This is a genomic window from Silvimonas iriomotensis (assembly GCF_014645535.1).
GTDB classification, from domain to species: Bacteria; Pseudomonadota; Gammaproteobacteria; order Burkholderiales; family Chitinibacteraceae; genus Silvimonas; species Silvimonas iriomotensis.
Genome location: NZ_BMLX01000005.1, coordinates 120,675 through 145,649, shown reverse-complemented (window position 1 = coordinate 145,649; position 24,975 = coordinate 120,675). Strand labels below are relative to the sequence as shown.

Below are 24,975 nucleotides of genomic sequence, written 5' to 3'. Positions count from 1 at the left end.
CCACCGGCTCACAACGCCATCTTTGCCATCCGGCAGGAGGCGCCCAATGAAGCGCGACAACCTGCAGGATCTGAACAAAGCCAGCTGGTATCAACTCGATACCGAACAGACACTCAATGCTCTGGATAGCCGTGCTGATGGCCTGAGCAGCGCCACCGCGCAGCAACGCCATACCCGGTATGGCCCCAACAGCCTGCCTGAAAAACCACCCGTGCCGGCCTGGCGCCGGTTTATTGCCCATTTCAACGACGTGCTGATCTACATCTTGCTGGCCGCCGCCATGCTGACCGGCGTGATGGGCCACTGGATCGATACCATCGTCATTTTGTGCGTGGCGGTGATCAACGCACTGATCGGGTTTATCCAGGAAAACGCGGCCGAGAAATCGCTCAAGGGCATCCGCAACATGCTCTCCAGCAATGCGGCGGTGGTGCGGGATGGCATCGCGCAGCAGATTGATGCCGCTCTACTGGTGCCGGGCGATATCGTGACGCTGAAGCCGGGGGATCGTATCCCGGCCGATGTGCGCCTGCTGGAAGTGCATGGTTTGCAGGTGGAAGAGGCCATTCTCACCGGCGAATCAACGGTGGTGTCCAAACAGACCCATGCGCTGGCCGACAACGCGCAACTGGGCGACCGGATCAATCTGGCGTTCTCCGGCACGACGGTCAGCGCCGGCACGGCCAGGGGCGTAGTGGTCGAGATCGGCGCGCAGACTGAACTGGGCCAGATCAACGGCATGCTGGCCGCCGTGAAGCCGATCAAAACGCCGTTGCTGCAGCAGATCGACAAACTGGGCCACGGTATTTTCTGGGCCATTTTGTGTGCCATGGCCGTGCTGTTCGTCTACAGCATGGTGTTCCATTCGGTGCCGCTGACTGAACTGTTGCTGGCGCTGATCAGCCTTGCGGTCGCCTCGGTGCCGGAAGGCCTGCCGGCGGTGATCTCTTTGATGTTGTCGCTGGGTGTGCAGGCCATGGCCCGTAAACGCGCCATCATCCGCAGCCTGCCGACGGCTGAAACGCTGGGCGCGATGACGGTGATCTGTTCGGACAAGACCGGCACGCTGACCATGAACGAGATGACGGTGAAAGAAGTGGTGCTGGCTGACCAGCAATACAAAATCACCGGGCAGAGCTACAACCCGCAAGGTGAAGTGCGTCATCGCGCCACCGACACCGTCCCGACCATGCAGGCTGATCCGGTTCTGGCGCGGTTCATTGCCGCCGTGCATCTGTGCAACGACAGCAGCCTGCGGCAGGACGAACACGGTCACTGGCAAGTGGTCGGGGCGCCCACCGCCGGGGCCTTGCAGGTGCTGGCGGCCAAGTCGGGCTTTGTCTACGACGACGCCGTCTTGCTGGACAAGATCCCGTTCGACTCTGCCTGGAAATATCAGGCCACGCTGCACAAGGTGAATGGCCAACGGCAGATTCTGGTGACCGGTGCGCCCGATATCTTGCTGGCCATGGCGGCCTCTGAAACCACGGCGGATGGTCAGCGCGATGTGCGCCACGCCTGGTGGGAAGAACAAATGGCCATGCTGGCGCGTCAGGGCCTGCGCATGGTGGCCGCGTGTATCAAGCCGGTGGATGCCACCACCGACAAGATTGATCACGACGATCTGAAATCCGGCCTGCAATGGCTGGGCGTCGCCGCCATGATGGACCCGCCGCGTCCGGAAGCCATTACCGCGATTGCCACCTGCCGCTCGGCCGGGATCGAGGTCAAGATGATCACGGGCGACCATCCGGAAACCGCCATGGCCATTGCCCGGATGCTGGGCATGAACCGGACCGACAACGTGATCACCGGGGCCGCGCTGGAAAACATGTCGGAAGAAGAACTGAGCACCGCCAGTGGCGAGTACGACGTGTTTGCCCGCACCAGCCCCGCGCACAAGCTGCGTCTGGTAAAAGCGCTGCAAGCGCAAGGGCATGTGGTGGGGATGACGGGCGACGGGGTGAACGATGCCCCGGCGCTCAAGCAGGCCAATGTCGGCATTGCCATGGGCATCAAGGGCACCGAGGTGACCAAGGAAGCCGCAGACATGGTGCTGGCTGATGACAACTTCTCCACCATTGCCGCTGCGGTCACCGAAGGGCGCCGGCTGTACGACAACCTGAAGAAGACCATCCTGTTTGTGCTGCCCACCAACCTGGCGCAGGGCCTGATCATTGTGGTGGCCTTGCTGGCCGGCGCGACCATTCCGCTCACGCCGTTGCAGATTTTGTGGATGAACATGGCCACTTCGACCACGCTGGCCTTTGGCCTGGCGTTTGAGCCAGCCGAAGCCGGCCTGATGCAGCGGCCACCGCGCAAGACCGGTGCCAATATCCTGGATATGCACGGCCTGTGGCGGATTGGCATGGTCGGTGCCTTGATCGCGGGTGGCGCGTACTGGCTGGAAGCCACGCTGATTGCGCAAGGGCTGGATGAAGCCTTCATCCGCACCGCCGTGCTGCAACTCCTGGTAACCCTGCAATGGGTGTACATGTTCAACTGCCGTGAGCAGACCGGCTTCTCGCTGAATCTGCGCATGTTCCAGAACTCCGCGCTCTGGATCACCACCGGCATTCTGGCAGCGCTGCAGTACGCCATCATTTACTCACCCACCATGAACCGCATTTTTGGTACGGCACCGCTGCCGGCCTCGTACTGGCTCATGTCGCTGGGCATTGGCGGCATCATCTTTGGCTTGATCGAAGCAGAAAAATGGCTGTTTGCCCGCCGTAGTGCGGTCAGATAAAACAGCCGCTGGTAGTCAGCACTGACAAGGCGCGGGAGACCGCGCCTTTTTTTATGGGTAATGCACGTAAGCGGGATCAAATTGGCGCCAGCCCATTTGCAAAAATGGCTGTTCATGCCGGGTGCGCCGGGGCAATCATCCTGGGCTGATTCTGCTTTGGTGTTGCCGTAACGGTTTGATGGATGCGGCCTGTTTTTTTTCAGCAAAGCGCGGGTCTGGATGTCGATGCACCAGGCTTGTAACTATTCAACAAATTCGCCTTTCAATTTAGGTTTCGCCCTAAAAACTTTTTATAAGCGGTTCCCTAGAATCGGTGTCAGTGAAAGAGCGTTATTTGATAGCGCATTCTGATTAACCGGTGGACCTCTTCATTTTGTTGGCGCCACCTGAGCAAGGACATCTGCAAAATGATTACTGTCATCGTGGCTGACGACCATCCTGTCGTGCGCGCCGGCATTGTGGGGGAAATCCAGAAAGACGCGGAACTGCAACTTCTGGGCGAGGCGGCCAGTTCTACCGAGCTGTTTCCCATGCTTGAAAAACACCAGTGCAACGTGATCGTCACCGACTACGCCATGCCAGGCGGCAAATTCGGCGACGGGCTGCCCATGCTGCAAATGCTGCAGCGGCGCTACCCGCAAGTCCAGCTGGTGGTCATGACCATGCTGGATAATCCGGCGCTGATCCATACCATCCAGAAAGCCGGCATTCGTGCGGTGATCAACAAGGCGGACCGGCTGGCGCACGTCAACCCGGCCATTCACGCCGTTCACCGCAACGGCAGTTATATTCCGGCCTCGGTCAAGGCGCTGCTGGCCACCATGGGTTCCACCACGCGTGAACACTTGTTATCCAAGCGGGAAACCGAGGTACTGCGCATGTGCGCAACCGGTCTGCCGGTGGTGGAAATCGCCCGTATCTGTAACCGTAGCTCCAAGACCATCAGCACCCAGAAAGTCGTCGCCATGCGCAAGCTGGGGCTGGTGTCTGATTACGATCTTTATCAATACGCGGTGAGTACCGGCCTGATCAGCCCGGCTAACTGATACAGCGGGTGGATTCGTAAAAACAAAGGGCCCCGAAAGGCCCTTTGTTTTTTGAACGCGGCTCGCCAGGTTACGCGGTGGACTTCACCGCAGAAAACTCCCCGATCACCCGCACAACCTGTTTGGAACTCTCGCTGATCCGGGTAATGGCATCGCCCGCCTGGCGCGCCAGGTTTACCCCGTCGTTGGCCTGAGTGACGCAAATGCCCATGCTTTCAATGGCCGAACGGGTGCCTTCCTGGATTTTGCCGGTCATGCCGGCGATTTCGGTCGTGGAGACCCCGGTGCGCTCGGCCAGTTTGCGGACTTCATCGGCCACCACGGCAAAGCCGCGGCCTTGTTCACCAGCCCGCGCGGCTTCGATGGCGGCATTGAGTGCCAGCAGATTGGTCTGATCCGCAATCTCTTTGATCGTGCTGACAATGCTGCCAATCTGGGATGATTTGGCGCCCAGATCCTCAATCATTTTCGAAGCCGACTGCACGGTATTGGCGATCTCGTGCATTTCCTGCGCGGCGCGGTGGATAACCTGTTTGCCCTGTTCAGACACCACGTCGGTTTCTTCGCTGATCGTATAAGCGTGGCGGGCGTTTTGCGCATCGGCTTCTTGCTGCAGCATGCGCAGGGTAATGTCGTTGGCAAACTTGATGACTTTGTAGGGCTGGTTGTCGCTATTGAAGATGGGGTTGTAAGTGGCCTCCATCCACAGCGGTGCGCCATTGCGGGCCACACGCTTGAATTGCCCCGACATGAACTGGCCACGATTAAGCGCACGCCAGAATTCAGCGTATTCCTGGCTATTACGATAATCGGGCTCGCAAAACATGCGGTGATGCTGGCCCTTGATTTCATCCAGCCGATAACCGGTGGCCTGGAGGAAGTTCTGGTTGGCGGTAATGATGGTGCCATCCAGATTGAATTCGATGATCGCCATGGAGCGATCAATGGCTTCCAGCATATTGTGCTGCGCCAGGCTGTCTTCGACCTGGCGGGTGATGTCATGCGCAAACTTGATGACTTTGACAACGCGGCGCTGTTCATCAAACACCGGGTTGTAGGTGGCCTCCAGCCACAGGCGCTGGCCGTTTTTGCCAATGCGCTTGTAATTGCCGCCAAAATATTCGCCCTGTGCCAGCCGCCGCCAGAAATCGGCGTACTCGGGCGAGGCGGCAAACTGGCTGTCGCACAGCAAACGGTGGTGTTTGCCGACCAGCTCATCCCGCCGGTAGCCGGTGGTTTTGCTGAAGTTTTCATTGGCATCAAGAATAGTGCCGTCCGGCGCGAATTCAATCAGCGCGGTAGAGCGGTTGAGCGCGCTCAACAAGGCGTCTTGTTCTTTCAGTTGCTGTGCTTGCTGCCTGACTTTCTGTTTCAACGATGCGTTGAACATTTTTGCGCTTCCCCTGCATTTTTGGTTTTCTGGTTTGCACAGTGAAAGGCTGCGGTTTGATGCAGCCTGCAAGATACGGCCTTTGCTGTTTGCAGCGCGTGCCTATGCCGCCACGATGTAAAAGAGGGGCAATAGAAAATACTAGGATGATCTTTTTGAATAAGGCAACTTCAGCAAAGTCTGATATACAAAAGTGTATGTTTTTTGATGAGCGGCGCAAATTTGAAAACCAGCGGCGGATTTTTACTGGTTTGCCGTTTGTAACGACTTTGTTTCAGGCATATGTCCGTTTAATTGAAATAAGCGATAAAACCACCTGCCGCCTGGACGGAATTTCCGGCTATTTGCAAATGAACTGAAATAATGACCGCAAAATCGGCGTCATGGTTTTATGCCCAATTACTGCAATCAGGTGAATTGCTGATCATAAAAAACGGACTCAGTACATGCATCGGGATGAATAGAAAATAAAAAATAAAAAGCCGCGTTGAATGCGGCTTTTTCTGGTAAGTGCCATGGCTTAATTGCGCACACCCAGGCGATAGGTAGTGACTTGCCGATAGATTTTACCGGGCCGCAATATCACCAGCTCCGCATCTTCAGAATTGATCTGATTGGGAAAGCGCTGCGCCTCAAGGCACAGGCCATCACGTGCTTGCCAGGCGCGGCGGCCTTTCATGCCATCCAGAAAGTTGCCGGTGTACAACTGCAGACCGCGTTCGGTGGTAGAGGTCACCATTTCACGCCCGCTGCCCGGGTCATACAAGGTGGCGACATCCCGCAACACACCCGGCTCGCCGTTCAAGACATAACAATGATCAAAGCCGCTGGCCACGGTCAGTTGCTCATCAGGCCAGTCAAGGCGGGTGCCGACCGGTGCTGCGGTACGAAAATCAAATGGCGAGCCCGCAACCGGCACGGTGGCGACGGGGATGGATTCGTCATCAATGGCCAGATACTGATCGGCGTTGATCGACAGCAAGTGGTCGCGCACGTCGGACTCGCCACCGGACAGGTTGAAATACGCGTGGCTGGTCAGATTCAGCGGGGTAGGGGCGTCGGTGGCGGCGGCGTAGGCAATGGTCAGCGTGCCGGTGTCGTCCAGCCGGTAATCGACTTCGACCCGCAAATTGCCAGGGAACCCGCCCGCACCATCCGGCGAGATCAAAGACAGGCGCAAGGAGTCCAGCGAGACATGCGCTTGCCAGCGCTGGTTATGAAACCCGGCAAAGCCACCATGCAGATGGTTGGCGCCTTCATTGGCATCCGGGCTGAATTCCTGGCCGTCGATATTGAAACGAGCGCCCTTGATACGGTTGGCCCAGCGGCCGGCCACGCTACCAAAAAAGCCGCTGCCGTCCAGGTAACCGGCGGCGTCGCCGTAGCCCAGCAAGACATCAGCCATGCGGCCCGCCCGGTCGGGTGCGTACCAGGACACCAGCGACGCACCGACATCAGTCACCACCACGCGCATATCGTGGGAATTGCGCAGCGTAAACAAGCTGGCGCCGTTATCCCAGGGGGTGGTCTGGATAGGCAAAATGGACATTCAATCTCCGCGGATAAAGCGTAAAGCGCTGTTTTTGTTTTTGTTGATGGCCAGACACGTGCCGGCCCTGATTCTGTGTGCGTTGTTACAGCGTGACCACCGGCGGCACGCCGCGGGCATCTTTGCTGCGATCGTAGAATTCGCGCGGGGTGCAACCGAGTTCGCGTTTGAACACGGCATGCAGATACTGCAACGAGGTAAAGCCACAGCGGATGGCGATTTCGCTGGTAGAGAGTTCGCCCTGCAGCAGCATTTCGCGCGCTTTTTCCAGTTTGAACAGCAGAATTTCCTGGTGCACCGTGTAGCCCAGTTCCCGCCGGAAATAGCTTTCCAGCGATGAGCGCGAGACGCCGACGTAATCGGCCACCTGTTCGGTCTTGATGCCCTGGCAGGCGTACTGGCGGATGTAATGCCGCGCCCGCATCACATACGGGCTGGAGAGCGGCTGGTACTGGCTGGAGGCCAGCACGTTGATACCCACCGGCGGCACCAGAATGCGGGTGTTGCCAAGGCGCGCACCGTTCAGCATCTGGTGCAGCATGTGGGCGGCGGTGCGGCCCATTTCCTCGCACCCTTGCGCCACGGAACTGAGCGGAATGCGGTTCAGATTGCGGGTCAGCGGATCATTGTCGATGCCGATGATGGCCACTTCTTCGGGCACCGCAATCCCGGCGGTCAGGCAGGCTTGCAGCAAATGGCGGGCGCGGGCATCGGTCACGGCGATGATCCCGACCGGCTTGGGCAGGGCGTTGAGCCAGCTCATCAGGCGCTCGCTGGCGCCGTTCCAGCCATCGGGCGAGGTGGCCAGGCCGCGGTTGATGGGGGCATCTGCGCCGGCCAGTTTGATAAACGCCTTCTCACGCTCCTGCGCCCAGCGGTTTACCGGGGACTCCGGCAGGCTGTACATGGCAAAGCGTTCCAGACCCACATCAATCAGATGATCGTGCGCCAGGCGTACCAGCTTGAAATTGTCGGTGGCCACGTAGGGCACGCCGCTCGGGTAGTCGGCTTCATCCTGATAGGAACTGCCCACAGCCACCACCGGCAGCGGGCTGCGGCTCAGCGTCTCGGCCACGGCGGGGTCGTCAAAGTCGGCAATGATGCCGTCGCCTTGCCAGTGCTCGATACCGGAGAGCCGGCAGCGGAAGTCTTCTTCCAGAAACAGATCCCAGGCCACGCGGGTAGAGCGCAGGTATTCGCCAATGCCGGTAATTACTTCGCGGTCATAAATCTTGTTGGCATTGAACAGAAGCGCAATGCGGTGCGGCGCCTTGCCGCTGCGATCTGCCTGACTGGGGTGGTTCATGCTGTGTCCTTGAGTGGCTGCGCCAATGTGGTGCAAACAACGGCCCGGAAACGGTTTCAAAGTATGAGATGGATTGTAATTTGCGCCGCTTCAGGGCGCATCCCCTTGCCAAAAAATGGCAATGTCGCTGGCCGATTTCGTAATTGTGGCATGACGACTACAAGTCCTAGCATTTGCCTCGTTCATCGTCAGATCACCTGGAGTTACGCATATGGCTGAAGTCTTTGCCAACGTCGGCAAGGTCCGTTTTGAAGGTCCGCAATCCGACAACCTGTTTGCTTTCCGGCACTACAACCCGGATGAAGTCGTGCTGGGCAAAACCATGGCCGAGCACTTGCGTCTGGCCGTGTGCTACTGGCACACCTTCTGCTGGCCGGGCTCCGACGTCTTCGGCCCGGGCGTGTTCGAGCGCCCATGGTTCCGCAGCGGCGATGCCATTTCCGTGGCCAAGGGCAAGGCGGACGCCGCATTCGAGTTTTTCTCCAAGCTCTCTGTCCCGTTCTATACCTTCCACGATTGCGACGTTGTCTCTGAAGGCAACTCCATTCACGAGTACGTGGAAAACTTCAAGCAGATGGTCGATTACCTGGAGCAAAAGCAAGCCGAAACCGGCCTGAAGCTGCTGTGGGGTACCGCCAACGTGTTCAGCAACCCGCGCTATGCCGCCGGTGCTGCCACCAACCCGAACCCGGAAGTCTTTGCCTACGCGGCCACGCAAGTGTTCAACGCCATGGGCGCGACACACCGTCTGGGCGGCGCCAACTATGTGCTGTGGGGCGGTCGCGAAGGTTACGAAACGCTCCTGAACACTGACCTGAAGCGTGAACGCGCCCAACTGGGCCGCTTCATGCAGATGGTGGTGGAGCACAAGCACAAGCTGGGCTTCAAGGGCACCATCCTGATCGAACCCAAGCCGCAAGAGCCGACCAAGCACCAGTACGACTACGACAGCGCTACGGTGTATGGCTTCCTCAAGGACTTCGGTCTGGAAAAGGAAATCAAGGTCAATATCGAAGCCAACCATGCCACCCTGGCCGGTCACTCGTTCCAGCATGAAATTGCCACGGCGGTCTCGCTGGGCATCATGGGTTCGATCGATGCCAACCGCGGTGATCCGCAAAACGGCTGGGATACCGACCAGTTCCCCAACAGCGTGGAAGAAATGACGCTGGCCATGTACGAGATCCTGAAGGGCGGCGGTTTCACCAATGGCGGCTTTAACTTTGATGCCAAGGTGCGTCGTCAAAGCTCTGATCTGGAAGACCTGTTCATCGGCCATATCGGCGCCATGGATGTGCTGGCGCTGGCGCTCAAGCGTGCCGCGAAGATGATCGAGAAAGACACCCTGGCTGAACTGAAAGACCAGCGTTACGCCGGCTGGAATGGCGACTTTGGCCAGCAAGTGCTGGCCGGCCAGCAATCGCTGGAAGACGTGGCCAAGTGGGCGTTGTCGCACAACATCTCGCCTAAACACGTGAGCGGGCGCCAGGAGCATCTGGAAAACATCGTCAACCGTTACATCTACGGCTGATTTGAGCAGCTGCGCAGGCCAGGTCACGCAACAGTGGCTTTGGCCGGCGCACACCGCCACATCTGTTATGCATGCCGCGCCTGACCCCATGCTCGCGGGGCGTGCAGATCGGGCCGATGACGGCCTTCCTCGCTTGCTGTTTGCCGCTGTGGGCAACTACGGCGCTGGCAGCATTGGCGCTGCGGAACATTCCGCGGCGCCTTTCTTTTGTCTGGCGATTTTGTGTTTGATTTCAAACGGGATTTTCTGCTGAAAAAACGTCATCGGCTTCGGCAGATTTTGTAATTGTCCGAAACCGACTACAAGCAGAACCTGTGTCCACCTGATTGTCATGAATGAATTGCACCGGTCTGGTGCAGGAGTCACGATGTTTATTGGTATTGATCTGGGCACTTCCAGCCTGAAAGCCATTGTGCTGGACCGCGCCGGCACCGTCAGAGCCAGCGCCAGCGCGCCGCTCACGGTATCGCGCCCGCAACCCTTGTGGTCTGAACAAAGCCCGGCCGACTGGTGGGCCGCATGCGAAACAGCCATTCCCGCCGTGCTGGCGCTGGCCGCCAAAGAAGGCATTGTTGCCAGCGATATTGAAGCCATTGGCCTGACTGGCCAGATGCATGGCGCCACACTACTTGATGCCGCAGGCCAGGTGTTGCGCCCGGCCATGCTGTGGAACGACGGCCGCGCGTTTGCCCAGTGCGCTGCGCTGGAAAAGCGCGTGCCGCAATCGCGCCAGATTACCGGCAATTTGATGATGCCCGGCTTTACCGCGCCCAAATTGCTGTGGGTGGCAGAACACGAACCCGACGTTTTCAAGCAGGTCGCCACCGTCTTGCTGCCCAAGGATTACCTGCGCTATTGCCTGAGCGGCAATTTTGCGACCGACCTGTCTGATGCCGCCGGCACGCTGTGGCTGGATGTCGGCAAGCGCGACTGGAGCGATGAGATTCTGGCTGCCACCGGTCTCACCCGCGCGCACATGCCGCAATTGTTTGAAGGCAACCAGATTACCGGTCAGCTCAAGCCGGAACTGGCCGCGCGCTGGGGTCTGCGCAGTGTGCCGGTGGTGGCCGGTGCCAGCGACAACGCAGCCGGCGCCATTGGCGCGGGCATCGTCGCCCCGGGCCAGGCCATGCTCTCGCTGGGCACATCCGGCGTTTACTTTGCGGCGTCGGACGGTTTTCGCGCCAACCCGCAGCGCGCCGTGCACAGCTTTTGCCACGCACTGCCAGGCACCTGGCATTTGATGTCGGTGATGCTCTCTGCCGCGTCCTGCCTTGATTTCACCGCGCAACTCACCGGTTACGCCGACGTGCCGGCCATGCTGCAAGCCGCTGAAGGGCGTGGCCTGGATGCGCGCACGCCGCTGTTCTTGCCGTACCTGACGGGGGAGCGCACGCCGCATAACAATCCGGCCGCGCAAGGCGCTTTCTTTGGCCTGACCGCCGCCACCACGCCCGCCGACATGGCCAATGCCACGCTCGAAGGCGTTGCTTTTGGTCTGGCCGATGGTGTCGATGCGCTGGAAGCCACCGGCGTGGTGCCGGAAGAAGTCACCGTGATCGGCGGCGGCTCGCGCAGCGGCTATTGGGTGCAGATGCTGGCCGACGTGCTGGGCCGCGAGCTGGTGTGCCGCGAAGGCGGCGAAGTCGGCCCGGCGCTGGGTGCGGCGCGGCTGGCGCATCTGGCGATCGACCCCGCTGCCGATATCGCACAAGTTTGCCCGGTACCACCGGTAACGGGCCGCTTTACCCCCGATGCAAAACGCACGACGTGGCTGTCGCCGCGCCGCGCCCGCTTTGCCACGTTGTATCGGGCTGTGGAACCGCTGTTCTGAGCCGGCTGCGCTGTTGTAGCAGGCCAGATGGCAGGAGGAAGTACCAAGGCAATACGGTGTTTGCAACTGCAACGCCGCCCCAGTAAACGTTTTGCCCACAACTAAATGAACTGAGGAGTCACCATGAAAGCCAGATTGATTACGACCCTGCTCGCCAGCACACTGACCTCGGTGATGCTGTTTGCCGCCCCGGCCGCACACGCCAGCAAGGACAAGCCTGTTATCGGTTTCTCTATTGATGATCTGCGCGTGGAACGCTGGGCGCGCGATCGTGATTTCTTTGTTGCCGCAGCTGAAAAGCAAGGTGCCAAGGTGTTTGTGCAATCGGCCGATGCCAGCGAGCAACGCCAGATTTCGCAAATCGAAAACCTGATCTCGCGCGGTGTGGACGCCATCGTGATCGTGCCGTTCAACGGCAAGGTACTGACCAACACGATCGCTGAAGCCAAGAAAGCCGGTATCAAGGTGGTGGCGTATGACCGTCTGATCAACGATGCCGACATCGACGCCTACATCACCTTCGACAACACCAAAGTGGGTGAAATGCAGGCTGAAGGCGTGCTCAAGTTCAAGAACAAGGGCAACTTCTACCTCCTGGGCGGCGCCCCGACCGACAACAACGCCCGCATGCTGCGTGACGGTCAGATGAAGGTACTCAAGCCGTACATCGACAAGGGCGACATCAAGATTGTCGGCCAGCAATGGGTCGATGAATGGAGCCCGCAAAAGGCCCTGAACATTGTTGAAGACGCACTGACCGCCAACCAGAACAAGATTGACGCGATTGTGGCCTCCAACGATGGCACTGCCGGTGGCGCTATCCAGGCCCTGGCCGCACAAAAGCTGGCTGGCAAGGTACCGGTATCCGGTCAGGATGCTGACCTGGCTGCTGTGAAGCGCGTGATTGGTGGTACTCAGGCCATGACCGTCTACAAGCCGCTCAAGCTGATCGCCACCGAAGCTGCGCAACTGACGATCAACCTGGTGCAGGACAAGCCGGTGAAGTTTGATACCCAGCTGGATAACGGCAAGAAGAAGGTCAACACCATCTTGCTCAAGCCGACCATGCTGACCAAAGACAACGCTGCTGACATCCTGGTGAAGGACGGGTTCTACACTCAAGCTCAACTGGCCGCCCAATAATCAGCGGGCCGGCAAGGCCCGTTGGCCGGGTGATGTCCGCGTGCCGTACAACGTGTACCGTCTGCGCGGACATACCTTGCCACTGGGCCCTTGCCCACGCGCTGACCGCCACCTGGCCGGCCATGAAACGACCAGGGGGCGGGCGGTGGAATGCCAGGGCAAACCAGAAAGCGCCAGCTTTCCCGGTTTGCCCTGCTTGTTGAACTGGTTTGAGTCATCGGGAAACTGGTATGTCTGAATACCTGCTGGAAATGCGCAATATCCGCAAATCCTTCGCTGGCGTGAAAGCGCTGGACGGCATTGATTTGCGGGTGCGGGCCGGCGAATGTGTGGGCCTGTGCGGCGAGAACGGCGCCGGCAAATCCACGCTGATGAAAGTGCTCTCTGCCGTTTATCCGCACGGCACATGGGAGGGCGAAATCCTCTGGCAAGGCCAGCCGCTGGCCGCGCACACCATTCGTGAAACCGAAGAAGCCGGCATTGTCATCATCCACCAGGAACTGATGCTGGTGCCGGAACTGTCGGTCACCGAGAACATTTTCCTGGGCAATGAGATCACCCTGCCGGGCGGGCGTCTGAACTACGCCGCCATGCACCAGCGCGCCCAGGCGCTGATGAAAGAACTGGAAATGCCCGATGTGAACGTGGCCTTGCCGGTATCGGTCTACGGCGGCGGGCAGCAGCAACTGGTGGAGATCGCCAAGGCGCTCAACAAGCAAGCAAAGCTGCTGATCCTGGATGAGCCTTCGTCCTCGCTCACCACGGCAGAAATCCGCGTGCTGCTGAACATCATCAAGGGTCTGAAAGCGCGCGGTGTGGCGTGTGTTTATATCTCGCACAAGCTCGATGAAGTGGCGGAAATCTGCGACACCATCAGCGTGATCCGTGACGGCACACACATCGGCACGCAGCCGATGAGCACCATGTCGGTGGACCGGATTATCTCGATGATGGTCGGCCGCGACATTGCCAACCTCTACCCGCGTGAACCGCACGAGATCGGCGAGGTGGTGCTGGAAGCCAGCAACATCACCTGCTACGACGTCAGCAACCCGCAGCGGCGCAAGGTCAAGAATGTCTCGTTCAGCCTGCGCAAAGGTGAAATCCTGGGGATCGCCGGCCTTGTCGGCGCCGGCCGTACCGAACTCGTGAGCGCGCTGTTTGGCGCGTGGCGCGGCAAGTCTGAAGGCACGGTCAGCATCAATGGCAAGGTGGTGGATGTCTCCACCCCGGAAAAAGCCATCCGCCATGGCATCTGCATGGTGCCGGAAGACCGCAAGCATCACGGCATCGTGCCGGAGTTCGGCGTGGGCTGGAATATCTCGCTGCCGGTGCTGGGCCAGTACACGCATCTGGGCCGCATTGATAAAAGCGCCGAGCTGAAAACCGTCATGCACGAGATCGGCCGGTTGCGCATCAAGACCGCCAGCCCGCATCTGCAGATCACCGGTTTGTCTGGTGGTAACCAGCAAAAAGTGGTGCTGGCCAAAATGCTGCAGCCCAAGCCCGACATCCTGATTCTGGATGAACCCACCCGCGGCGTGGATGTGGGCGCCAAGTATGAAATCTACAAACTGATGTTTGATCTGGCACGCCAGGGCATCAGCATCATCATGGTTTCTAGCGAACTGGCCGAAGTGCTGGGCGTGAGCGACCGGGTGCTGGTCATGGGCGAGGGCGAATTGCGTGGCGAGTTCAGCAATGAAGGCCTGACGCAAGAGCAGGTGCTGGCCGCCGCACTCAAACCCATTGATGCAGTGATCCCTGAAGCCGCGTGATGAACAGCGCCCGCCCATGGGCGGGTGACAAGACACAGAAAGACGAGGAGTTCGCAATGATCAAGTCCGGCGCCGTTGCCGCAACCACCAGCCTGCCGGGTCAGGACCAACCCGCGCGTGGCTTTCCTGGCGTCAAGCAGTTGTTCAGCCAGAACAAGATTCTGGCTTTGCTGATCGCCATTGCACTGATCTGGGCGTTTTTTGCCTGGAAAACCGAAGGCGGCTATCTGACGCCGCGCAATATCTCTAACCTGCTGCGGCAGATGTCGATCACCGGCATGCTGGCCAGCGCCATGGTGTTCGTCATCATCTCGGGCGAGATCGACCTCTCCGTCGGCTCTTTGCTGGGCTTGCTGGGTGGTGTAGCCGCAGTGCTGGATGTGCATTACCACATGCCGCTGGCCGGCAATCTGGCCATCGTGTGCGGTCTGGGCTTGCTGGTGGGCTTGTTCAATGGCTACTGGGCTGCCTATCTGCGCGTACCGTCGTTCATTGTCGGTCTGGCGGGCATGCTGGCGTTCCGCGGCGTGCTGCTGGGCGTGACGGGCGGCTCGACCATTGCGCCGGTATCCGAACAACTGGTTTACCTTGGCCAGGGTTATCTGCCCACTTTGTGGGGTGACCTGATGGGCGTGGTCATCTTTGTCATTGCCGGTGTCGTCACCTGGCGCAGCCGCATGAACAACGTGCGTTACGGCCTGCCGGTAGCGCCGCTGTGGCGTGATGTCTCACGCGTGGTGGTGGCTGGCCTGGTGATCCTGGGTTTTGTGCGCGTGCTCAATGCCTACGATGGCATTCCCATCCCCGTGCTGCTGCTGATGGTGCTGCTGGCGCTGTTCACCTACATGGCCACGCAGACCGTGTTTGGCCGCCGCATCTACGCCGTGGGCAGCAATATGGAAGCCACACGTTTGTCTGGCGTGAATGTGCGCGGCGTGAAGCTGGCCATTTTTGCGCTGATGGGTTTGATGTGTGCGTTTGCCGGCGTGGTGAATACGGCGCGTCTGGCCGCCGGCTCGCCATCGGCCGGGTCGATGGGTGAGCTGGACGCTATCGCCGCGTGTTTCATTGGCGGGACCTCCATGCGCGGTGGCGTGGGCACGGTGCACGGCGCGCTGATTGGTGCGCTGGTCATGGCCAGCCTGGATAACGGCATGTCGATGCTGGACGTGGACTCGTTCTGGCAGATGATCGTCAAGGGCACCATCTTGCTGCTGGCGGTGTGGATCGACGTCGTATCGCGCGGTAGCAGCCGCTGAACCGGCAGATATGTAGATTCATCAAAAGGCCGGCGCGTTTGCGCCGGCTTTTTGTTTGCTGCGGCCAGCACTACCTGACCCGGCTTCAAGCCACTTTGGCTGGCCGGGCCACGGCGGCCGCCAGCGTTACCGCCAGATGCCCCGTGCGCTCCATATGCAGCACGCCGCCCAGCGAGTGGGCCAGTGCCTGGATCAATGCCAGCGTGACAGCGATATCGCCACCGGTATGCGTGGTCAGCCCCGCCTTGGCGGTGATGGTGATGCGCGCAGTGGTCTGCGGTTGTGGCTGGCTGACAATGGTCAGGTGCGCCGGATGTGCGGCCACCTGGGCCAGTTTGTCCAGCAACTGCCCCAGACGCGTGCCATCCATCCAGATTTCATCCACCACCACGCGCCGCAGATCAAAAGTAGAGGCCCACGGCGCGGCGCGGTAGGCTTTTTGCCAGTGATGCACCACGCCATGCAAGGACACCACCTGATCGGGCAGGGGCACTGGCGTACTGGTGCCCAGCCGGATCAGCTCAGAGAGTTCAAGAATCGTCCGGTAGAGCCGTGAACTGGCTTCGACCAGATTGACCACGCGGGTCTGCCCGCTGACCACGGTATCGGCCGTGGTGTTCTTGAAGGTGGTGTAACTATCGGCCGGCGACTGCGCCTGGGTACTGCCAGCGGGGCCGGTCAGGCGGGGTACGCCATGGGCGCGGTCGGTAAAGTCGATCAGCCCGCCAATGGCGCCCTGGATTTCCCCGGACGCGTTGCGCACGGGGTTGCACCAGACATGCAGCGAGCGCAACGAACCATTGAGGTGGACATGGGTGTCGACCGCGGTGGTACGGCCGGTTTGCATTTGCATCTGGTAATGCGCACTGACATGCGCCTGCAGGGCGGGATCAAACCAGGTGGCTTCATCGGCGGCGTAATCCGGATCGGCCAGCGCGGCGGCGTAAAGCTCCATGAAGCGCGGGTTGCACAAGGCCAGACGACCTTCCCGGTCACGCAGGAACATGGCATTGGGCGAGGATTCGATCATGGCCCGCAGCAGATGCAGGTTCTCCATGCTGCTGACATTGCTGTTGTCGCAGCGCAGGCTGCTGCCCAGATCCAGCCCGTGCGCTTGCGTCAGGTCGATCAGGCCGGCCAGGGTTTCCAGGCCGAACTTCTCCAGCAAGCGATGTTTGCACTGGTTCACATTCTGCCGGTCTGTCGCCAGTTGTTCGCTGATCTCGACACTGGAGTAACCCGCCGCCAGCATCTGCATGATTGCGATATCCAGCCCGGATAGACTGTCCAGCCGTGCTGCGCTGTCGGCCACCTTGACGGCGGGCGCTTCCGGAAACGCGCGCCGGCCTTGCAGCACGGTCCGCACCCCCAGCCGCAAGGCGCGGGCCCCGGCAAATTTGCTGACATAACCGCTGGCACCGGCCTGGGCACAACGCAGGGCAAAATGGCGGGCAGGTTGCGTGGTGTACATCAGAATGCGGGCAGAAGCGCACAAGGCGCAAATGCAGCGCAGACCATCCACGCCGCCCAGCGCAGGGAGCGTCAACTCGATGATGACAAGATCGGGCCGCTCTTTGCTGACCTGATCAAACAAGGTACGCGCGTCGCTGGCTTGCGCCACGATATGGTGGCCTTCCAGGCTCACCATCTGGACAAGCGCCTGGCGAAATTGCGGCGAAGCATCGGCAATCAGAATGCGGCCCAAAGCGGGACTCCGTAAGGCACAAATTTGGTTTGATTTGTAACTGTAGAGTCAAGTTAGCCCGCAGCAATGCAGCATTTCAAGGCCGTTTGCCGGAATACCCGCGCTGACCGGGGTGGTCAGGATAAGTGGGCGACAAATGGTAGTCTGACAGCGGCATATCGACATTCTTAAGGCCGTGTCAGCGACTGAAACTAGATCGGTATCTCTGGCGTGTCTGCATCCGGCCAGCGCTTGAAGCTGGCAGAGACGGTGAAATCGGCATGACTGGCAGAGTCAAACAAGCCTTCACGCTTGAACTGCATATTGTGGACCGCGACGATCACATGGCCGTTCAGCAAATCGCTGAGCGCGTTGGCGATGGCGTTTTCCACTTCGGTCACCGAGACGGTTTTCAAGGACGGGTTCATGCACGGCCCCTCTGCAAAATATTCCGGCAACATCCAGCCTGTGCCTGTCAGCGCCTTCTCACAGCCGGGGCGTGGCTGATAAGCGCGTAGGCGCATGCCGTACTGCAAGGCGCTGCCGATACAAGGTAAACCTGCGCTTGATGACAACTGTTCCTATGCTGAATGCACATATCAATGGCATAGCCAGGGCGGAAAGAGCGTGCGCGTATCCAGATCAGGTTGTTTGCGGCAGGTTTGCCAGGGTGTCCTGGCCTTGATGATTGCGCCGTGTGCCAGCGCATTTGACTGGAATGCCATGCACGATCCTGAAGATGGCGCGTTCGATATGAGCGACTATCTGTTGAACCAGAAGGGCTTCTTGCCGGTGCCGGCGGTGATTACCGAACCGGCCATTGGCTACGGTGGCGGGATGGCGCTGCTGTTCTTTGACAAATCCATGGCAGAGGCCAGTGAAGAGGCCAGAAAAACCGGTAGCATGGCGCCGCCCAATATCACCGGTGTCGGGGCATTCGGGACTGAAAACGGCACCTGGGGCGCCGGGCTGTTTCACTTTCACAGTTGGGATGGCGACCGCATCCGCTATCTGGGCGCGCTGGCCAAGGTGGATGTCAAAACCGACTACTTTGGCGCGCTGGATTTTGCCCGTTCCTACAAACTGGATGGCGATTTTCTGGTGCAACAGGTGCTGTTCAAGGTCCTGGACAGCCACTGGTTTATCGGCCCGCGTTATACCTATCTGAAAGCCAATACCCAGTTTACCGGCCAGATCGCCACCGAACTGGGCGGCTTTGAAAAAGACGTCACCATCAGCAAATTGGGCGCGGTGGTGGATTACGACTCGCGCGACAATATTTTCTGGCCCAGCAGCGGTACTTACTCTGAAATTGAAGCCCAGTACGCCCGCGATGCGTGGGGCAGCTCGCAGGATTTTGATACCTACGACGCCCGCGTCTACAAGTGGATTCCGTTTGGCAATACCTGGGTGCTGGGTCTGCGCGGCCAGGCCCAGGCCACCAGCGGCGATGTCCCGTTTTACGCGCAGCCTTTCATTGATTTGCGCGGCGTGCAAAAGGGCCGCTATCAGGACAAAAACACCGCAGTGGTCGAGACCGAGCTGCGCTGGAATGTGACCGAACGCTGGGCCGCGCTGGGTTTTGTCGGGGCCGGCCGCGCCTGGGGGAAATGGCATACGTGGGATGACGCAGAAAGCCCGGTCTCAGGCGGCGTCGGGTTCCGTTACCTGATCGCACGCAAGCTGGGGCTGGGTGTGGGGATTGACGTGGCCCACAGCAAGGATCAGAACGCCTGGTATATCCAGGTGGGGAGCGCATGGCGCTAGAACGGGTTTGGGGAGCAGAGCGGTGGCGTGCTGGCCAGGTGGATGGGCAATCCAGCGCCCCGGCACATCACGCCGCGTCGCTATGACATAATCTGTCCTGCGGCACCGCAACAACCAGAATACCCGCGTGCCGTTCCCGTGCCACTTCCCGACGAGTCATCATGTCCACGCAACCGCTGTTCCCTCGTACTTTCTCCGCCTTCCTGTTTGATATGGATGGCACCATCCTCAGTTCGATCGCCGCCGCAGAAAAAGTCTGGGGTGACTGGGCGCGCGAGCACGGGCTGGATGTCGCTACCTTCCTGCCGACCATCCATGGTGTCCGGGCGATCGAGACCATCAGAAAACAGCAACTGCCCGGCATTGATGAAGAAGCCGAGGCCGCGAAGATCCTGCAGGGCGAGATCGATTACCTGGAAGGCATCGAGCCGATTGCCGGTGTGGCGAAGTTTCTGGCATCGCTGCCCAAAGACCGCTGGGCCGTGGTGACCTCGGCCACGCGTGAACTGGCAGAAAAACGGATCGCCGCTGCCGGTTTGCCCATGCCGCCGCTGATGGTGTGCGGTGAAGACGTAAGCCACGGCAAGCCGGCGCCGGATTGCTTTGAACTGGGCGCGCGCAAGCTGGGCGTGAACCCGGCGCATTGCGTGGTGTTTGAAGATGCGCCGGCGGGGATTGCCGGCGCTGAAGCCGCAGGGGCGACGGTGGTGGTGATCACCGCCACCCACAGCCACCCCATGGACACCGCCCACACCCGCGTGCCGGGCTATGAAGCCTTGAGCGTGGCAGTGAATACCGATGGCAGCCTGAGCCTGATGACGCAAGACTGACCGCCGGCCAGCCGGGGCGGGTGTTTACAGCCCCGGCGTGAGGATGTGGATGGACGCGCCTTCGACCAGGTCTTTGGTCGCTTCACGGTGCGTCAGCATATGCGGCGCGGTCATATGCGCCTCCAGATGCGCAATGGTTTCCCATTGTTCCAGCATGAACACGGTGTCGGGCGAGGTCGTCTGGAAGGCGGCCTGCGTCACGGCATCGACCATGGGCGCGTAGGCGCCGCAGCCTTCTTCCTGCAGCACCGCAGGGATGATCTTCGCAAACGCCTCCAGCAGTTTCTCGCGCTGGCCCGGGCGGGCCTTGATGATGGCAACAACAGTCAGCATGGGTTTCTCCACAAACAAGGATCAGGCGCGACTGGCCGGGGCAAACAAAGTGGCCAGATGCGCGTAATAACGGTCGATATCCGCCGCAACGGCGGGCGCCTTGATCACATCATTGCAGATAAACGTGGGCAAGGGTGACATGCCCAGGAACTGGTTGGCCTTGTGGAACGGCAGATAAACGCCATCCACGCCCACGCCTTCAAAGAACTGTGCCGGATCGGTAAACGCCTCCATCGGCGCGTTCCAGGTCAGCGACAACATGTACTGCTTGCCCTGAATCAGCCCGCCGGAACCGTATTTCAGGCTGGCATCGCTGCGGCTGCGGCCATCGCTGGCGTACAGGCGGCCGTGGCCAGCGGTGAACACTTCGTCCATGTACTTTTTCAGCGTCCACGGTGCGCCCATCCACCAGCCGGGCATCTGGTAGATCACCACATCGGCGCGCAGGAATTTTTCGATTTCGGCTTCAACGTCATACCCGCCATCAACGAAGGTGGTCTCGACTTCAAACTGGAAGTCTTTCAGGGTTTTCTCGGCAAATGCGGCCAGGGTGCGATTGAGTTCGCCGGCGGAATGGCCAAACTGTTTACCGCCGTTGATGATCAGAAAACGGGTCATGATGTGCCTGTCTGTGTTGGTTTTGATTCAAGGCCGCCAGACTAACCGTCACGCGCGGGCAGAAAAACCGTGTGGCTGGAAAGAAACTGTTGACCGGCAGTCAAGGAAAAACCGTGCTTGAATGACAAAACAGCCAATAACCCTTCCGGAAAAACGCCATGACGCTCCGTCCGATCTTGTTCTGTGCCGCCGCAATCGCCTTGTTATTCAGTCACCTGGCGCTGGCTGCCAAACCGTCTTTCAATTGCGCCCGTGTTTCGACCACCGTGGAAAAAGCCATTTGCGGCAGTGATGATCTGGCCGCGCTGGATAAAGAAACCAGCCGGCTGTACAAACTGGCCGGTACCGATAAAAGCGCCAGCCAGACCGCGCGCAAACAACTCAAGCAGGTACAGCGCGGCTGGATCAAGGGGCGCAATGATTGCTGGAAGGCCGATGATCTGGACGCCTGCGTCACCGCCAGCTATGTCACCCGCATTTATGAACTGCGGGCCGATTTCCCGGCCACCCACCGCAATAGCGGCGCCACTACCAGCACCGGGCCATTTGCCATGCATTGCCCGGGCGTCAACGACACCATCCCGACGGCTTTTGTGCAGGTGGGGGCGGGCTATGCCTACGCCGCCTTGCCGGAGCACAAGCTGGTGCTGACGCAAGTGGTGGCGGCCTCTGGTGCGCACTATGAACTCAAGGTGGAGGACGGGCTGTTTTCGCTCTGGAACAAAGGCGCCGACGTATTGCTGCAACAACCCGGCCAGCCTGATGCCCAATGCACTATCGACACCCCGGCTTCAAGCACGTAAGGGTGCTTTGCGGGCGCAAATGCACCGGTTTGTTCCACCCGTGCATCATTGCAGGGAGAGAACGTAGCCGTGCGGCGGGGCTTGGGTTAGATTCGCGTTAACCGAAATAATGACAATGCATTGGAGGCAACGGCATGGCTTTGCCCGGTCCGCAGGCAAGAGAGGACGGCTGACTTGTTCAGATCCCGCGGGTTGTTTGCTTTTCCCTATGCGGCCCTGTTCGCCTTGCTGGCGGGGCTGTCTGTCACCGCGCTGCTGTTTCTGGCGGTCGGGCAGCTTGAATACGACCGGGTTTCGCTGGATTTCCGGCAGCAAGCCAACGAGCGCGTGTTTGCCGTGCGGGATGGGCTGGATGACATGGCGCAAGTGCTGGTCGTCATCAACCAGCTGTTTGTCACGGTAGACACTCCCGTCACGCGTGAGCAGTTCCACGTCTTTTCCAGGCCCTTGCTGGCGCGCTATCCCTATGTGCAGGCGCTCAACTTTCACCGGGTGATCCTGGATAGTGATCGGGCCGCTTATGAAGCGCAGATGCGCAAGACCTGGCCCGGTTTTACGATCACGCGACTGCAAAACGGCAAGGTCGAGCCCAGCCCGCGCCGGCCGATCTATACCGTGGTGGATTATCTGGAACCGCTGGCGGGTAACGAGGCCGCGCTGGGGCTGGATGTCACGGGCAATCTGGCCGAGCGCAGCGCGCTGGCCAACGCGCTGGCCACCGGCCGGCCGGCGTCTACCGGGCTATTGCAACTGGCGCAGGGGCGGCAAAGCGCCATGTCGCGACTGGGCTTTGTGATGCTGATGCCGGTGTATGCGCGCAATGCGCCACCCGGCTCGCCCCCCATTGGCGACACTGCCGCCGTGTTCCGCGCGGAAGGCCTCTTCAAAACCTTGCTGGACGGCGCGGGCGAGTACGATCCCAAAACGCATGTCGATCTGAGTATTTACGCGGGCAGGACGGCGGATGAGCGCAACCTGGCCTACCGCATTGGCAGCCCGCCGCCAGTGGCGCCGACGCAGGGCTGGTTGCCGGCCTGGTTATCCCCGCACAGCACCGAGGTCAGCGCCAGCACGTTTACCGTCGCCGGGCAGTCCTGGTACGTGGTGGTGTACGCGCCGATGCCGTTCTTTGTGAACCACGTTGGCTCGTTGATGACATTGCTGGGCGGCGTTTTGCTGAGCCTGCTGGCCACGGCCTGGCTGTGGCGGCAATCGATGCAGGCGGTCGAAATCCGCCGGCTGGTCGACAAGCGCACCGCTGCGCTCAAGCATGCCAACGCCGAACTGATGGCCGATATCACTGAGCGCATGCGCGTTGAGCGGCTGCTGGCAGACCGTGAACGCGAGTTCCGCGCGCTGGCCGAGAACTCGCCCGACGCGGTATGCCGCTACGGGCGGGGTGGCGAGATTCTGTATATGAACTCGCACCTGCACCAGATTCTGGGCAAGACCACGGACGATCCCAACGAGCGCATTCCGCCCGAGCGGTTTCCCGGTAATAGCCAGAAAACCTTTCTGAAGACCCTGCGCAAAGTGATCGCCATGGGCACGGACGATGAGGTGGAACTGGTGATCCAGCCGCCTTTTGAGGTGCCGCGCACGTATCACATCTTGCTGGTGGCCGAACGCGATGCCGATGGCAGCGTACGCGGCGCGCTGACCATTGGCCGCGACATTACCGAGTTCAAGCGCGTGCAGGCGCAATTGATGGCGCACGAGCAGGATTTCCGCACGCTGGCAGAGAACTCGCCCGACCTGATCGTGCGGTACGACCACGACACGCGCCGGCTTTACGCCAACCAGGCATTTGCCGATGCCACCGGCCAGTTATTGAGCGACGTTGTGAACAAGCCAGTGACCGAGGGCTCGGTGCTGCGCAATCCGGATGCCTTCAATGCCACGCTGGCCAATGTGCTGGAAACCGGGCTGGCCGATGTCATTGACGTTGAATTTGGCCAGCCGCTGAAAACCTGGCAAATGCGGCTGAACCCGGAATTCGACCCACAAGGCAATGTGGTGTCGGTGCTGGCCGTCGGGCGCGATATCACCGAGTTGCTGGCGTATCGCCAGAAAATCCACTCGCTGGCTTTCTACGATGTGCTGACCGGGCTGCCCAACCGCGCCTTGTTCAACGACCGCATCGCCCAGGCGCTGGTGACAGCGCAACGCAACAGCGACAAGGTCGGCGTGATGATGCTGGATCTGGACCGCTTCAAGACCATCAACGATACGCTGGGGCATTCGGCCGGTGATGACCTGTTGTGCGAAACCGCGCTGCGCCTGAAAAGCTGCGTGCGCGCGTCTGATACCGTGGCGCGGCTGGGGGGGGACGAGTTCATCCTGGTCTTGCCGGGCATTCGCGAAGAAACGCGCCTCAGTTCACTGGCCAGCCATATCCTGGGCCGGCTAGCCGCCCCCATGACGCTGGAAGGGCGCGAGCTGGTGGTGACCGGCAGTATCGGCATTGCGGTCTACCCGCAAGACGGCAACTTGGCGGAAACGCTGGTCAAGAATGCCGACGGCGCGCTGTATGACGCCAAAGCCAAGGGCCGCAACAACTTCCAGTTTTACTCCAGGGAAATCAGCCAGCGCGATCATGAACGGCTGGGACTGGAGACCGATCTGCGCCGCAGCATGGCCCGTGGCGAGCTGATGGTGTATTACCAGCCCAAATTTGATTTCAGCAGCGGCGAAGTGATCGGCGCCGAGGCCTTGCTGCGCTGGCATCACCCCGAGCGCGGCTGGGTGGCGCCGGACAGCTTTATCGGCATTGCCGAAGATACCGGGCTGATCATCGAGATTGGCGAATATGTGCTGCTGGATGCCTGCAAGGTGGCGGTTGAGTGGAACCGCAGCCACACGCGCGAACTGCATGTGGCGGTGAATATCTCGCCGCGCCAGGTGCAGCAAGCCGACATTGGCGCCACCGTGCGCAAGGCACTGACGGCGACCGGCTGTGCCCCGCGCTGGCTGGAACTGGAAATGACCGAAAGCCTGCTGCTGAAAGATCACGCCGCCACGCGCAGCACGCTGGAAACCATTTACGCCATGGGCGTGAACATTGCGGTGGATGACTTCGGTACGGGGTACTCCGCGCTCAGTTATCTGACGCATTTCCCCATTACCACGCTCAAGATCGACAGCTCGTTCATCAAGGACGTGATCCACAAGCCCTCCAGCGCAGTGCTGGTGCAGTCCATCATTGCCATGGCGCATGGCATGGGTATGCGGGTGGTGGCTGAAGGCGTGGAAACCGCCGAGCAGGCCGGCTGGCTGAAGGCGATCGGCTGCGATATGGGGCAGGGCTATCACTGGGGCAAGGCGGTGCCCGCTGCCGAATTCATGCTGGGCTAAC

The 24,975-nt window shown here is 60.1% G+C and carries 19 protein-coding genes; 12 read left to right on the top strand and 7 right to left on the bottom strand.

All coding sequences use genetic code 11. The features are described 5' to 3' along the window. Positions 1-46: 46 nt before the first annotated feature. The gene (locus tag IEX57_RS16520) at positions 47-2,749 is read left to right on the top strand and encodes a cation-transporting P-type ATPase (protein WP_188705576.1); all 2,703 of its coding nucleotides are present in this window, start codon (positions 47-49) and stop codon (positions 2,747-2,749) included. Positions 2,750-3,156: 407 nt separating this feature from the next. Next, a complete protein-coding gene (locus tag IEX57_RS16515; protein ID WP_188705574.1) occupies positions 3,157-3,795 on the top strand; it encodes a response regulator in 639 nt (212 codons plus the stop codon). 70 nt (positions 3,796-3,865) lie between these two features. Here IEX57_RS16515 and IEX57_RS21320 read toward each other — a convergent pair whose 3' ends face one another. Then, the gene (locus IEX57_RS21320; protein WP_188705572.1) at positions 3,866-5,185 is read right to left on the bottom strand and encodes a methyl-accepting chemotaxis protein; all 1,320 of its coding nucleotides are present in this window, start codon (positions 5,183-5,185) and stop codon (positions 3,866-3,868) included. A 155-nt stretch (positions 5,186-5,340) separates the two neighbouring features. Here IEX57_RS21320 and IEX57_RS16505 point away from each other — a divergent pair, with 155 nt between their 5' ends. Further along, positions 5,341-5,544, top strand: a complete 204-nt coding sequence (locus IEX57_RS16505) for a hypothetical protein (RefSeq protein WP_188705570.1) — start codon at positions 5,341-5,343, stop codon at positions 5,542-5,544. Between the two features lie 161 nt (positions 5,545-5,705). Here the strand turns inward: IEX57_RS16505 and IEX57_RS16500 are convergent, their stop codons facing one another. Both IEX57_RS16500 and IEX57_RS16495 read right to left on the bottom strand, forming a co-directional pair. Then, positions 5,706-6,734, bottom strand: a complete 1,029-nt coding sequence (locus IEX57_RS16500; protein ID WP_188705568.1) for an aldose epimerase family protein — start codon at positions 6,732-6,734, stop codon at positions 5,706-5,708. Between the two features lie 85 nt (positions 6,735-6,819). Next, positions 6,820-8,040, bottom strand: a complete 1,221-nt coding sequence (locus tag IEX57_RS16495; RefSeq protein WP_188705566.1) for a XylR family transcriptional regulator — start codon at positions 8,038-8,040, stop codon at positions 6,820-6,822. 211 nt (positions 8,041-8,251) lie between these two features. Between IEX57_RS16495 and xylA the strand changes: the two genes are divergently transcribed. From xylA to IEX57_RS16470, 5 genes are all read left to right on the top strand, one after another. Continuing rightward, positions 8,252-9,571: a xylose isomerase gene (xylA, locus tag IEX57_RS16490; protein ID WP_188705565.1), complete on the top strand. Its 1,320-nt coding sequence runs from the start codon at positions 8,252-8,254 to the stop codon at positions 9,569-9,571. Between the two features lie 367 nt (positions 9,572-9,938). Continuing rightward, entirely contained in the window at positions 9,939-11,405 is a 1,467-nt protein-coding gene (xylB, locus tag IEX57_RS16485) for a xylulokinase (protein WP_188705563.1), read from the top strand. Between the two features lie 123 nt (positions 11,406-11,528). Then, on the top strand, positions 11,529-12,548 hold the full coding sequence (gene xylF, locus IEX57_RS16480) for a D-xylose ABC transporter substrate-binding protein (RefSeq protein ID WP_188689949.1): 1,020 nt from the start codon (positions 11,529-11,531) through the stop codon (positions 12,546-12,548). A gap of 230 nt (positions 12,549-12,778) precedes the next feature. Continuing rightward, positions 12,779-14,326 carry a D-xylose ABC transporter ATP-binding protein gene (gene xylG / locus IEX57_RS16475; protein WP_188705561.1) on the top strand — a complete coding sequence of 516 codons (1,548 nt, stop codon included), beginning with the start codon at positions 12,779-12,781 and terminating at the stop codon, positions 14,324-14,326. Positions 14,327-14,382: 56 nt separating this feature from the next. Continuing rightward, a complete protein-coding gene (locus tag IEX57_RS16470; protein WP_188705559.1) occupies positions 14,383-15,585 on the top strand; it encodes a sugar ABC transporter permease in 1,203 nt (400 codons plus the stop codon). Positions 15,586-15,670: 85 nt separating this feature from the next. Here IEX57_RS16470 and IEX57_RS16465 read toward each other — a convergent pair whose 3' ends face one another. Further along, positions 15,671-17,290, bottom strand: coding sequence for a response regulator (locus IEX57_RS16465; RefSeq protein ID WP_188705558.1), 1,620 nt, complete (start codon positions 17,288-17,290; stop codon positions 15,671-15,673). Positions 17,291-17,481: 191 nt separating this feature from the next. Beyond that, a complete protein-coding gene (locus IEX57_RS16460; protein ID WP_188705556.1) occupies positions 17,482-17,697 on the bottom strand; it encodes a hypothetical protein in 216 nt (71 codons plus the stop codon). Positions 17,698-17,992: 295 nt separating this feature from the next. Here IEX57_RS16460 and IEX57_RS16455 point away from each other — a divergent pair, with 295 nt between their 5' ends. Together IEX57_RS16455 and IEX57_RS16450 are read left to right on the top strand one after the other, a co-directional pair. Next, the gene (locus tag IEX57_RS16455) at positions 17,993-19,036 is read left to right on the top strand and encodes a BamA/TamA family outer membrane protein (RefSeq protein ID WP_229709070.1); all 1,044 of its coding nucleotides are present in this window, start codon (positions 17,993-17,995) and stop codon (positions 19,034-19,036) included. A gap of 161 nt (positions 19,037-19,197) precedes the next feature. Then, the gene (locus IEX57_RS16450) at positions 19,198-19,866 is read left to right on the top strand and encodes an HAD-IA family hydrolase (RefSeq protein WP_188705553.1); all 669 of its coding nucleotides are present in this window, start codon (positions 19,198-19,200) and stop codon (positions 19,864-19,866) included. Positions 19,867-19,890: 24 nt separating this feature from the next. Here the strand turns inward: IEX57_RS16450 and IEX57_RS16445 are convergent, their stop codons facing one another. After that, positions 19,891-20,199: a putative quinol monooxygenase gene (locus IEX57_RS16445; protein ID WP_188705550.1), complete on the bottom strand. Its 309-nt coding sequence runs from the start codon at positions 20,197-20,199 to the stop codon at positions 19,891-19,893. Between the two features lie 21 nt (positions 20,200-20,220). Beyond that, positions 20,221-20,817, bottom strand: coding sequence for an NAD(P)H-dependent oxidoreductase (locus IEX57_RS16440; protein WP_188705549.1), 597 nt, complete (start codon positions 20,815-20,817; stop codon positions 20,221-20,223). Between the two features lie 158 nt (positions 20,818-20,975). Between IEX57_RS16440 and IEX57_RS16435 the strand changes: the two genes are divergently transcribed. Both IEX57_RS16435 and IEX57_RS16430 read left to right on the top strand, forming a co-directional pair. Further along, positions 20,976-21,620, top strand: a complete 645-nt coding sequence (locus IEX57_RS16435; protein WP_188705547.1) for an MliC family protein — start codon at positions 20,976-20,978, stop codon at positions 21,618-21,620. A 174-nt stretch (positions 21,621-21,794) separates the two neighbouring features. Beyond that, the gene (locus IEX57_RS16430; RefSeq protein ID WP_188705545.1) at positions 21,795-24,974 is read left to right on the top strand and encodes a bifunctional diguanylate cyclase/phosphodiesterase; all 3,180 of its coding nucleotides are present in this window, start codon (positions 21,795-21,797) and stop codon (positions 24,972-24,974) included. Position 24,975 lies beyond the last annotated feature (1 nt).

Bases quoted from the DNA above. Each gene is read 5' to 3' on its own strand.
- IEX57_RS16520 (WP_188705576.1), top strand. From the start codon at position 47: ATGAAGCGCGACAACCTGCAGGATCTGAACAAAGCCAGCTGGTATCAA.
- IEX57_RS16515 (WP_188705574.1), top strand. From the start codon at position 3,157: ATGATTACTGTCATCGTGGCTGACGACCATCCTGTCGTGCGCGCCGGC.
- IEX57_RS21320 (WP_188705572.1), bottom strand. From the start codon at position 5,185: ATGTTCAACGCATCGTTGAAACAGAAAGTCAGGCAGCAAGCACAGCAA.
- IEX57_RS16500 (WP_188705568.1), bottom strand. From the start codon at position 6,734: ATGTCCATTTTGCCTATCCAGACCACCCCCTGGGATAACGGCGCCAGC.
- IEX57_RS16495 (WP_188705566.1), bottom strand. From the start codon at position 8,040: ATGAACCACCCCAGTCAGGCAGATCGCAGCGGCAAGGCGCCGCACCGC.
- xylA (WP_188705565.1), top strand. From the start codon at position 8,252: ATGGCTGAAGTCTTTGCCAACGTCGGCAAGGTCCGTTTTGAAGGTCCG.
- xylB (WP_188705563.1), top strand. From the start codon at position 9,939: ATGTTTATTGGTATTGATCTGGGCACTTCCAGCCTGAAAGCCATTGTG.
- xylF (WP_188689949.1), top strand. From the start codon at position 11,529: ATGAAAGCCAGATTGATTACGACCCTGCTCGCCAGCACACTGACCTCG.
- xylG (WP_188705561.1), top strand. From the start codon at position 12,779: ATGTCTGAATACCTGCTGGAAATGCGCAATATCCGCAAATCCTTCGCT.
- IEX57_RS16470 (WP_188705559.1), top strand. From the start codon at position 14,383: ATGATCAAGTCCGGCGCCGTTGCCGCAACCACCAGCCTGCCGGGTCAG.
- IEX57_RS16460 (WP_188705556.1), bottom strand. From the start codon at position 17,697: ATGAACCCGTCCTTGAAAACCGTCTCGGTGACCGAAGTGGAAAACGCC.
- IEX57_RS16455 (WP_229709070.1), top strand. From the start codon at position 17,993: ATGCACGATCCTGAAGATGGCGCGTTCGATATGAGCGACTATCTGTTG.
- IEX57_RS16450 (WP_188705553.1), top strand. From the start codon at position 19,198: ATGTCCACGCAACCGCTGTTCCCTCGTACTTTCTCCGCCTTCCTGTTT.
- IEX57_RS16445 (WP_188705550.1), bottom strand. From the start codon at position 20,199: ATGCTGACTGTTGTTGCCATCATCAAGGCCCGCCCGGGCCAGCGCGAG.
- IEX57_RS16440 (WP_188705549.1), bottom strand. From the start codon at position 20,817: ATGACCCGTTTTCTGATCATCAACGGCGGTAAACAGTTTGGCCATTCC.
- IEX57_RS16435 (WP_188705547.1), top strand. From the start codon at position 20,976: ATGACGCTCCGTCCGATCTTGTTCTGTGCCGCCGCAATCGCCTTGTTA.